Consider the following 10,798-nt stretch of genomic DNA (forward strand, 5'->3'; position numbering starts at 1 on the left):
AACTCGCGGTCATCGAGCAGCAGAATGCATGCTTGAGCGACGAAGAGATGCACGGCTAGGTATAGTGTGCGGGCGAATTGCCCCACGCAATCCGTTAATCTGCCTCGAGAAGGAGCAAGACCAACCCGATGACAGATTTGGCACTATCGGAGACCGGAATTGTCGAGGCGATCGGATACAGTTGGGCCTCTGCGGCGTTGCGACACGAATTCGCATCGCTGCAATGCCGTGTTTATCCTCTAGGCGGAGGAGACGAAGACGCTGCGACCGTTCCGCTGCACGACCCCGCCTTCGACGCATTTTCGTTCTATATCCGCGAAGATAGCCAGGTGGTCAGCTATGCCGCCATAGCCAAGAAAACCATCGAATATGCTGGCGACACTTTCAACATCGCCGGGCTGAGTTGCGTTATGACCGATCCGGGTCGCCAGAGGCAAGGACTGGGGCTAAGAGTGGTTTCCGCGGCCACGCGCTGTCTGGAGCGCAGCTCCTTGGATATCGGTGTCTTCACCTGCGATCCGCCGCTGGTTCGTTTCTACGCGCAGGCAGGCTGTTGGCCAATTGCGCCCAATGTCGTGTTGATCGGCAGCCGGCACCCAGGGGCATTGCGTAGCGATGCGCTCGGCAAAGTCGTGCTGATGCGGTTGTTCTCATTGAAAGCGTTGGCGGCAGCATCGACGCTGACCAACGCGACAATCGATCTCAACCTGCCGGTCGGCCAATTCCTGTAAGACTATGCCGCTGGCGCCGAAGGTCGCCGAACATTCCGCCTGTCCTCGGTCGCCTGTCGCGCGTGTCCGCTTGCGGGTGGCGTTCCACCGCCTCTTTTGGATCGGCTCGAAACGTTTCTTAGGACCTCACGTAAACGCCCACTCCGGATCGGTGACGGAGACCGCCTTAGCCTCTATCCGCTTGCGAAGCTCGGACCAGGCAGGGTCAGATACGAAGCCAGCCATGTTTCCACATGCTTCGGTCAGAGTAACCTGCGCGAGGACGTCGATCATATCGGAAATGCCGGATGAGCCGGCCTCGGTAAGCAGATCGAACGGGTGCCGGCTGCCTTCAATGACCCGATGGCCCCAGGCTCCGGGAAGATCGTCCACCGCCAAGGCATGTCGAAGATCGTGATCGATACCAGCAATCTCTACCGCACGGCATACGATATAGCGCATCAGCGGATAATAGATCGGCTGACGGACGCCGCCAAGAACACGCACGCCCGGCAGCATCGCCAGCACGAGAAACGCCAGGAGCATGTTTGGGATAAGGCTGCGGTCTAACAACCGGGCCGCTATTTCGGACGCCGTAAAGCGCACCACTTTCGCACCAGTTGGGTGGCGAACCAACTTCCGTCCCTCAAGCCGGAGCGGCACCCGCTTGCCATTTTCATAAGACCAAAAGAAATCGGTCCCGCGGGCGAGCCAGCCTGCCCAGGGACCCGTTGCCAGATGGTCGATCCCTTCAACGAGGCCCGATGCGACCTTCTGGTTTTCCAGCAGCCGTGTGCGCAACCAGGACGCGTCGTCCGCCAGATGATCCGCGACCAGGTCGGCAATGTCTTCATCGTCGAGTTGGAGGAAGGTGCAACGCTTGCAGAACATCGCCGGCCAGAGCACCTGGTTGGCCGCCTTGATCGCATGCGCGGGTCTTTCGAACTGTGCCGTGGGAAGAAGGTCGCGGAGTTCCTGGAGCGCTTCGCTCTGGCCGTCCGCACCGGCAGGCATAAGGTCGAACTGATAAGGCCCAAGCCCGGTCAAAAGGCCATATCCGATCATCCGGCTTCGGCTGAGGCCGAAGACATTGATCGCCTTTCCGCCGATACTCAGCCACCCTGGTCCCTTGCGCGCCCTTTCAACAAGGCTGACCGTCGAGACAGCGTAGGAGACATAGGAGGAGCAGCCATGCGACGATAAGCCAAGCAAGCTGAAAATATGCGTGTAGAAGGCCTCCGGTTCCGGGATGAGGAGAAGATGCGGACCGGTCTGCAGCACCCGGCGCTGTTCGAAGTCCCTGCACATCTCCCCCGCGGTTCCGTCAGGAATCCCATTGCGGATTGCCGCCTTGCGAATGAGGGCAAGCAGCTTGTGCAAAGCTTGGATTCGAAACTCCGGCTGAGTTCTGGAAGCTGGCGGATCGAAGAGACGGGAGGCATAGTCGCAGACTGGGCGAGCATGAAAAGGCCTCATCCAAGGGTATAGCGCCGCCAGCGACCCCAGGGCTGCCGCTTTTCCGTCCGGCTCGGATGCCAGAGTACCCACCTCACGATTTGCCCTTCTCTTGCGGCTGGCCGTTGCCGATGACCAATGCGGAAATTGCGATGAGAAGCACCGCCGCGAAGCTGAACAAAACCGTCGAGGGGAAAACCCGATACCCAACAACAGCGGCGGCCGCAAAGACTGCAAACCCCAGCATGGCCGCTACACTGCGCATGCGCCCTTTTGCCCGCCCAAGCGAACCGCGGGCCACGCGCGGTTGCAGCGTAACCTCGACGTTGACACGTTCGAGATTATAGAGGAATCCGAGAGGCGCAAAAAGCACCGTCGTCCAGGCATCACGAAAGTTTGGCAACGCCATGAGGGCAAGTGCGGTCGAATCCGGAAGGATCAGGTGTCGGTTATGCCGGCTCAAAAGTCGTTGGACCCGCACGAATGCGACCGCACCAACCAGCGAGCCTGCTGACCAAGAAAGTCTGAGACAGCCGAAGTCCTCAGCGGCCCCATGTCGCTCCATAAAAACGAAACTCGATGCCATCACGCTGACAAGCAACCCGCTGGCATAGAAGGGTGCATAGACGACAATGAAATGAAAAAGTGCGGATCGGTCGCGCAGCGCGACTGCCTTCACGCGGAGAGGGCGCGGCGATGCCTTCCACTTCATCAAGAGGTGGAAGCCACCGAAAGCAAGAAGAACGCCCCGAGTGCGGTGAACGGCAGTGTTGTCGCGAATCCGCCCAGAAACGCCCCTGCGGGCAACGCCGCACCGAGATTGCCGAATTGCATGGCGAAACACGGTTGAATTCCATGACACGGGGTCGTGGCCCACTCCTAACGCGGGGATTATCGACTGATGGGCGGTGAGCGCGATGCGCCCGCATAAAGAGAACACAGCTGCGGCCAAGCACATCGACAGAAGCGTGTCCTTGTAATGCAGGGCGCCGGCTGGCGAAGGCGATACCGAAACCTCCGAGATCGGTCCCCAGCAACGAGACTGGCCAAAGATTCAACGCCGCCGACGACGGCACGGAAAGTTGTAACGCCGGCACTGCCGTAGCCCCGCCCGGCTAGATCCAGGCGACCGCCAGATAGCAGCCGTTTCGGGCAAAAGCGACTGACAGAGCGTTCGCCAGGAACGCGAAGCGCGATTGGCCCAAAGACGGAACCGACGTTCCCATTGCCCTTCGATTCGCGGCCCACAATTGTCATCTCTGGCCTACCTGCCGTGGCCCTGATCATGATCCGATGTTCGCGGGTGCTCCGCTTCCAGAATCTCGTTTGATTTGCCGATAGTTGCTGCGAACCAAGGCCGCAGGAAGCTAAAAGCGGTACAGGCGGCGATATTCCGTCGGGGTAACGCCGAAGGCTTGCTTGAACGCCGTGGAGAAATGGCTCGAGCTTGAGAAGTTGCACGCCATCGCGATCTCGGTCGCGGACAGCGTGGTCGTAAGCAGCATTTCAGAGGATTTCTCCAGCCGGCGCCTTGCCATGAATGCATATGGTGTCACGCCCATCGACTGCTTGAACGCCCGCCAGTAATGGAAGCGGCTGAGCCCTACCTCGTTCGCCAGATCGGGCAAGGTCGGAGCCTTGGCGGATGTTTCGATCATCTCCACCGTATGCCTGAGGTCGAATGACGATAACCCGCCCTTTGCGGTCTCATTAGGCACGCCATTCAGCCGCGTCATCTGAACGAGCAATTGCATTGCCTGGCTTTCAGCCATCATCACACTGAGGGGATCGGGCTGCATGATTTCTGCAGCCATCCGTTGCAACGCCATTTCCGTCGCACTGTCGCGAAACCCGATCGAAGGCCTGAGATGCGGTAAGCGGTGGCGCAACCTGTCTTCGAACCCGTCCTGAATGAAACCTTGATCGACCGAGACGAGGAGATAGGATCCGGTCGCGTCGCCTTCATCCCAACCCGTCCACTCGCTGCTCGCGGGGATATAGATAAGTGAGCCAGCACGACGTGGCGAAAACGAGATACGGCGCCCGTCGACGAAATCTTCCCCTTTCGATGCCGCCCCTCTCAAGTTGATGATGAAGACATGCCCCAAACAGACGATCCTGGTCTCCTGACGTTCCAGGCCCGTTCGTTTGATCAGGTCCGCCCGGATCGGTCCCCAGTTCTGATGCTGGTGGACAAAAGTCTGATGTCTGGATCGCCGAATGCAATTCGGGTCGAGGCAAACTATTTCTCCCACAAGAAACAATCTCCTACTTGCGTAGCAGCCTAAATCCCCGTTTTTTTGAAGAACCTTGAGTTACCCGACAAATCAAAAGTAACTCAGAGTTGGTGGAAGATGTGACTTTTATGAAAACAGAGCAATAGAAGGAAAGCCGTTTCAGTCCTCGGGGTCTACCAGCAACCACAGCCTATACTCGACCCGGACGAAATACCCAGCCAGCCTGACCTTGGCGAAACTTCCCCGGGTAAGTCGTGGCGTCTCACCGTTCTGCCCACTGTGGGAGGCAAGTTGCAATGCGAGGTCTGGACGATTTCCTGGCGGAGTGCGATCTCGGCCCGCGGATCAACGAACTCAGCGGATTCTTTGCCGCAACCGCCGCTGGCAAGAGCGGAATGCCAATCCGCAAACCCGTCGCCGATGCCCGCCTTCTTCCCGATGGAGACCTCCTGCGTGACGTGGTCGCGCTTCACGCTTCGCGACAGGGGCACTTCGACCAGCACTATCACGGCAGTATTCCCTACCGGCTTGAAGAAGAATGCCGCATGACGCACGCGGTCGTGAATTACGCGAGGCAGCGCGGTGCTTGCCTGTCGCTGTACAGCTTAGGAACGGCTGAAGGCACGATGGCGCGAACCCTCTCCGAGCTGTCGGACGGTCAAATCCACACCTTGTCGTGCAGTCCGAATCCCGAAAACTACCAATGCTTCCTCGGGTATGGCGAGCCGCTCCACGCAGAGTTTTTCGTCGGCCCGTTCCATAGATTGACCAAGGACGTCCTGAACACGAGTCCCCGGTTGGCGAAATTCGCGTGCGGATTCGATTTCATTTTGGAAGACACCACGTTCCAGATGTACTCGCCGAACAGGACGAAGCAGATCGAGTATGTCGCGCAGCACCTCAAGAAAGACGGCATCTTCGTTTTCGTGGAAAAGTTCCGCACGTGCGACGAGGATGAATACCGGCGGCGCGAACGCCAGAAGGACTTCGGCTTCAAGGCACGCTACTTCAAACAGGACGAAATCGAAAGGAAAAAGGCTGATGTCTTGGGAACCATGTTCAACAATGAGGTGACGCTGACAGACATGTCAGAGGCAATTCGCGCGCAGTTCAGATATTGCGCGATGACATGGAACAGCGGCAATTTCTACAGCCTTGCGGCGAGCAACGCCAAAGAACACCTCAGCCTTTACCTCTCTCAGATGGAAGAGCCGGCCATCCCGTACGAATATGTCTACGATTCCAGCCTGCCTCGCGATCCCTCCGACGACGTTGCCACCGAGCAGCTGCGATAGATGGGGAACGCACACTGCGAACGTGATGGCGAGGCATCAGCGTTTCCGGCCAATCGGGGCGGAGGTTGCAGTTTGAGCCAGGTCGAATGGGGAGCTTCTTCGCCTCCAGCAGGATCACCTTGGGCATAGGCGCGATCCAGCAATCTGTCCGATAACGTGCCCAACCAGGCAGTGTCCGTCGAGGGGCATGAACTGTGAGACACACCAATAGCGCACTGCGCCGCCTGGACTATGTATTCGCGGCCGTTGACCATGGCAGCCTCCGACAGGCGGCCAGGATGCTTGGCGTCCGAGAATCCAGCGTGAGCCGCAACATCGTTGCGCTTGAGCAATATCTAAACATGCAACTGTTCGACCGCAGCGCCTATGGCGTCCGATTGACGGAAGCGGGCCAAACTTGGGTCGGCGCCGCGCGCACCCATTATGAGGGCCTGAATGAAGCCCTTGTCTCGGGCGGCCGAGGCCGACGCGATGCGAACACGCTGAGGCTCGGATTGTCCGCGCTGGCCGGCCGCGCTTTCCTGGCACGCCTTATCCGTCGTTTCGGCGAGTTGCATTCGAAAGTCGATGTCATCATCGAGGACATTTCCTATGAACAGGGCCTGTCAGCGATACGCCGCCGACAACTCGACATTGTCTTCACAAACGGTCACGTGGCCACTTCCTGCGCTATTGAGGCGTTTGGTCGGGTACGGCTGTTTGTCCTCTTGCCCGTTCGTCATCCGCTTGCTCGGATGAGCGCTGTCAGCTTGGCAGATCTTGCAAACGAGCGTGTCTTCGTGCCGTCGATTTCGAACCAATCGACGCTAGGTGCGCCCCCGGTTGAGCAAAGTCGGCCCGCTCAAATCTGCACCGCCAGCGAGGCTACAGCAATCCTCAAGGTGCAACTTGGCCAGGGGGTGATCTTGGCTGAGGAAGGTTTTGCCAAATCGGTGTCCGCAGACCTCACGACATGGAAGCCCTTGAGGGGCAAGAACAGTGTCAGTTCAATTACAGCCGTGTGGCTGGACTCCAATCCCAAGCGTGCGCTTTTGAGGTTCCTTGGCCTTGCAAGGAAACTGGCTGTTTCAGGTTCACGGGGTGATGCCTGGAATATCGCGAATAAAGTGTGAAGCCTTGCAGAAGATGCGAGCCAGGCCGCTCCTTGCAGGCGACAGATCTGCTCTGAAGGTAGCCAGAATAAAGCACACCGCCGTTGTCTCTCTGGCAGAGAGAACGTACTTTTTAACGATGCCCTCAGCCTGGGCAAGCGGATACGGATCAAGGCGCCGATCGGAGGCGTGCGCATCGGAAGCCACGCCGCTTGAGCACCATGAGCCGCGGGAGCTGTCTTTGCCGTGCAGACCAGTCGAGCGCTTCCGATCCTGTGCGGACCTTGCAGCGTGACGAACCGAAGGTCGCCAACGGGTCGTTGCTTCCGCCAGAACTTTCTCAAACAGAGGTCCGAAAGGGGTTGGAGCCGGTACTCCGCTTAGATTCCAAGGGTTAGGTTTTCACCACGAGGACGGCTTCAGGCGGAGCCGTCGCCTTCGGCACCGCTCCGCATCGTACTGCTGGCTTGCGACGTAACTGGCTGACGGGACCGGCCGGCCTTCGTCTTGCGGCTGCGCCAGCCGCGATCCGAACGTACGAAGGCTTCCAGCATGTGCGGGATCAGCGCTGCGGTGTCCACAGGCTCGTACAGCCGGCCGTGTTCAGCCGCATACTGGTCGAGTTCCTCCTTGAGCGGTTCCGGCAGGATGATGGTCATGCGGACGACGCCAACTTTCGGCAACCGACCGAGCCTCAGGTCCGGCATGGTTCACCTCCTGCTGCCGAGACAGAGACATGTTGGCTGTTCAGATAATCGGCATAGGTCGCCACACGACGGTGCAGCGCAGCCGGCAGTTCGACCGTCACCTTTACAGGCTTGTCGTCGGCGATCAGACTGAGCTTCAGTTTGACCATCGTTAACCTCCATACGGTTCGAGAAGGAGATCGCGCGTCACGATGACCCGGATGGGGAAGCCGGGCCGGATAGTCAGCGTCGGGGCCACTTGCAACTGCCGCTGGATGATCTGCTGTCCCGCCTGATTGATGGTGTCCTGTGTGCCGTCGCGGATGGCTCGGATCAGACGGTCCTCGTCGTTCGTCGCGAGTTGGGTGCCGACGGCAAGCAGCGTGGACAGACCCGCGGCCTTTACCAGATCCCACCAGTGGTAGTCGACGCCGTCCTCAAGTCCGGCGTAGCCCTCCGTATCGGTGCCTGGCTGGCGTTCCAGCACAATGGAACGGCCATTCGGCAAAATGAGCCGATTCCAGACGAGCAGCGCGCGCCGCTGCCCGAACCGCACATTGTTGTCGTACTGGCCGATGACCCGCGTGCCCTGCGGGACGAGCAAGATACGACCAGTGGGGCTGTCGTAGATATTCTCCGTAACTTGAGCGACGATCTGCCCAGGCAGATCGGAGCGGATGCCGGTGATGAGCGCCGCGGGAATGACAGCGCCTGCCTGGAGGACGAAGGGCGATGCCGGCGGCGTGACGCGATCAGATGACGTGGAGCGGCGATCAACGGCGGCGTTGAGGAAGGCGAGATGCTTGTCCTGCGCGGTCTGCTGGCCGGCCTGCCCCGTCTGGTCGAGGCCAGCAAGATTCGGGATGGTCGCGCCGCCCGGCGTTCCGGCCGTAGTCGCAGCGCCCGGTTGCGTCTGGAAGAACACCTTGCTTGTTCGTGCGGCCTCTTCCTCGGCTCGCCGGCGCTGCTCGGCTTCGTCGACCGTGGGCGTTGTGATGGTATGGGGAACGACAGGCTGCCCCTTGTTCTGCGCGTCGAGGATCGGCCGGCCGAGATCGCCGGGCAGCGGTGGACCGAGCACCGGCCCCGTATAGTCGCGCGGCAGGCCGGCAAGACCATCGGCGGGCTGGCGATTGTTGGTGGAATAAGGTTCGTTGCCGCCATCGCCGGACGTCCGGGTCTGGAGCGCATAAATCAATGCGCCGCCGATGCCGAGGCTTCCAACTACAGCAATGCCCGCCAGCACCTTGCGCGACAGGCGGGTGACGCGCGGCGGCTCGGCGCGAAGCCGCATGGGGGCGGCAGTGTTGGTTTGGTTCTCGCTCACGACGCTGGCCTCCCATCCGTGCGCACGATCCTGACAGTCTGCTGGTGCTTGCCGCTGCCAAGGCGCAGCTCGGCGGCGCCGAAGAGGCGATCGACGATCAGCATGTTGCGATAGATTCGGGTGTTGGCGATCTGCGCTTCGCCTTCCGGGCCGATGACAAAGATCGGCGGCATCTCACCTTGGACGATGCCGCGCGGGAACTCGACATAGACGCGCCTGCCGTCGTCACAGACGGAGACCGGTTTCCAGGGGGGATTGTCGCCAGTCAGGCCATAGCGATAGTTCCGTGCGGCGACGACGGGGATGATCGGCGTGGCCGGCACGCCGTGTCCGTTCGCGGCCACCGAGCGTGAATAGGCCCAGGCTACGGCTGGCATGTAGGGTTTTGGGCCGGAGCGCAGTTCGAGCATGTAGGTGCGCCGATCGGTGGTGATGACCACATTGGTGGTGATGTCCGGCCGCGACGGCTTCACCAGTACATGCACTCGACGGGTGACACCGGAACCGGATTCCGTATCGCCGATGATCCACCGTGCCGTGTCTCCCGCCGCGATCGGTCCCGCGCCGGTCAGGCTTTCCCCCGGCTCAAGCGCGACGTCGGTGATCTGACCTGGCGCGGCATAGACTTGATAGAGCGCACCTTCCGACCAAGGATAGATCTGGATGGCGTTGTAGTAGCCTTCGCGGCGTGGCTGGACACGCGCGGCGGCATTGGCGCTCTCGACGCGCTCGACCGGCGTGTTGGCGGCCGTGCCACCTTTCGCCGGTCTCCAGGCCGGGGGGATGTGCAGCGGCTTCGGCCGATCGTCGGTGACGGACGCGGGCAGGGCCGGCAGCGGTGGTACGTTGCGATCGTAAGTGATTTCCGGCGGCTTCTGTGGCGTGGCGCAGCCGACGAGCGCAATCCCGGAAAGCAGCAGAACCGGAATGACGGATTTACGGAACCCCGGAGTGACGGCGATACGGAAAGGCTCTCCGTCTGTGCGGATCCTCGGTCGATTCATTGGCTCATCTCCCGCGACCAGTTGATGGCGTTGACGTAGATGCCGAGCGGATTCGCCTTGAGCCGGTCGGCGTCGCGCGGCGGCTGGATGACGATGGTCAGGATCGCGGTCCAGCGCTCGGTCGTGGAAAGCTGGCCGTTCTCGTAGTGCCGTTCCGTCCAGGCGACGCGGAAGCTGTCGGCCGACGCGCGAATGACACTGGAGACCTCGACGGCGACCTGTTGCTTGCCGACCTTGGTGAAGGGGTCGTTCGAGCGGGCATAGTCGTTGAGCGCCGCAGCACCCCGATCCGTCGTCCACTCATAGCCGCGCAACCAGTTCTGGCGGACGATGACGGGATCGGCCGGAATGCTCCTGACCTGCTCGATGAAGCGTGCCAGATGCCACGCGACCTGGGGATCGGTCGGCCTATAGTCGGCAGACGCTGGCTCGACCGCCTGTGCCTGACCAAGCTTGTCCACCTGGACAATCCACGGAACGACGGTTCCTTGCACCGATTGCCAGGCAAGGGCCGCGGCGAAGCCGGCCGACAGGACCAGCGATCCAAAGGCCATATAGCGCCAGTTCCTCGCCTGCACGCGCGCCGAGCCTATGCGCTCGTCCCAGACCTGTTCGGCCCTCTGATACGGCGTTTCGGGTTGCGGGGTTTTGCCGAAATGGGCGGCGGGTCGCTTGAAGAGGTTCATGACTTGTCACTTTCGGAGAGATTGACGGAGGCGCCGGAGCCGTGGCTGTCGCCGGAGCGGACGGCATGCGCGGTTGCCTGGACCGCATGGCCTGTATGTCCCCTGCCTCGCATGCGCTCGGCCCAGGCGGGCGGTGAGCCGGCCGTGGGCGAGGAGGAGGCGGCCGCGGCAACGCTTCCAGATCCAACGGTTCCCTGGGTGGACGTGCCGCCGGTGACGCTGAACCCGCCTTTGACGCCTTCGGCGTAGCGCGACTGGACGCTGGCGGCCGCCCGTCGCAAAGGCGACACGGCGGCTGATCCGGCAG

Annotated in this window: 10 protein-coding genes and 1 pseudogene; 3 read left to right on the top strand and 8 right to left on the bottom strand. The window is 60.9% G+C overall.

Translation table 11 applies throughout. From position 1 onward, the window contains the following. The first annotated feature begins 128 nt into the window (after window positions 1-128). A complete protein-coding gene (locus tag L4923_RS26690) occupies window positions 129-731 on the top strand; it encodes a GNAT family N-acetyltransferase (protein WP_239370141.1) in 603 nt (200 codons plus the stop codon). A 126-nt stretch (window positions 732-857) separates the two neighbouring features. On the opposite strand, the gene L4923_RS26695 is transcribed toward L4923_RS26690, so the two are convergent. Together L4923_RS26695 and L4923_RS26700 are read right to left on the bottom strand one after the other, a co-directional pair. Next, a complete protein-coding gene (locus L4923_RS26695) occupies window positions 858-2,393 on the bottom strand; it encodes a hypothetical protein (RefSeq protein WP_239370142.1) in 1,536 nt (511 codons plus the stop codon). Between the two features lie 1,139 nt (window positions 2,394-3,532). After that, window positions 3,533-4,273 (bottom strand): helix-turn-helix transcriptional regulator, encoded by a 741-nt coding sequence (locus L4923_RS26700; RefSeq protein ID WP_239370143.1) that lies wholly within the window; start codon window positions 4,271-4,273, stop codon window positions 3,533-3,535. Between the two features lie 425 nt (window positions 4,274-4,698). On the opposite strand from L4923_RS26700, the gene L4923_RS26705 reads away from it, so the two are divergent. Further along, a complete protein-coding gene (locus L4923_RS26705) occupies window positions 4,699-5,697 on the top strand; it encodes a class I SAM-dependent methyltransferase (protein ID WP_239370144.1) in 999 nt (332 codons plus the stop codon). Between the two features lie 194 nt (window positions 5,698-5,891). Next, a complete protein-coding gene (locus L4923_RS26710; RefSeq protein ID WP_343304259.1) occupies window positions 5,892-6,809 on the top strand; it encodes a LysR family transcriptional regulator in 918 nt (305 codons plus the stop codon). A 398-nt stretch (window positions 6,810-7,207) separates the two neighbouring features. Here L4923_RS26710 and L4923_RS26715 read toward each other — a convergent pair whose 3' ends face one another. From L4923_RS26715 to L4923_RS26740, 6 genes and pseudogenes are all read right to left on the bottom strand, one after another. After that, window positions 7,208-7,495: a DUF2274 domain-containing protein gene (locus tag L4923_RS26715; RefSeq protein ID WP_239370146.1), complete on the bottom strand. Its 288-nt coding sequence runs from the start codon at window positions 7,493-7,495 to the stop codon at window positions 7,208-7,210. Next, window positions 7,483-7,644 carry a DUF2274 domain-containing protein gene (locus tag L4923_RS26720; RefSeq protein WP_425531017.1) on the bottom strand — a complete coding sequence of 54 codons (162 nt, stop codon included), beginning with the start codon at window positions 7,642-7,644 and terminating at the stop codon, window positions 7,483-7,485. Before L4923_RS26720 ends, L4923_RS26715 begins: the two co-directional genes overlap by 13 nt. A gap of 2 nt (window positions 7,645-7,646) precedes the next feature. Next, on the bottom strand, window positions 7,647-8,768 hold the full coding sequence (locus L4923_RS26725; RefSeq protein WP_275448602.1) for a TraB/TrbI/VirB10 family type IV secretion system protein: 1,122 nt from the start codon (window positions 8,766-8,768) through the stop codon (window positions 7,647-7,649). A 29-nt stretch (window positions 8,769-8,797) separates the two neighbouring features. Then, window positions 8,798-9,805 carry a P-type conjugative transfer protein TrbG gene (gene trbG / locus L4923_RS26730; protein WP_239370148.1) on the bottom strand — a complete coding sequence of 336 codons (1,008 nt, stop codon included), beginning with the start codon at window positions 9,803-9,805 and terminating at the stop codon, window positions 8,798-8,800. Continuing rightward, window positions 9,802-10,491 carry a conjugal transfer protein TrbF gene (gene trbF, locus L4923_RS26735; protein WP_239370149.1) on the bottom strand — a complete coding sequence of 230 codons (690 nt, stop codon included), beginning with the start codon at window positions 10,489-10,491 and terminating at the stop codon, window positions 9,802-9,804. Before trbF ends, trbG begins: the two co-directional genes overlap by 4 nt. Then, window positions 10,488-10,798 (bottom strand): annotated as a pseudogene (locus L4923_RS26740) (P-type conjugative transfer protein TrbL); the annotation flags it as partial. The gene trbF and the pseudogene L4923_RS26740, both read right to left, overlap by 4 nt.

Origin of the sequence: Terribium retamae, assembly GCF_022347545.1 — a bacterium.
Lineage (GTDB): Bacteria > Pseudomonadota > Alphaproteobacteria > Rhizobiales > Rhizobiaceae > Mesorhizobium > Mesorhizobium retamae.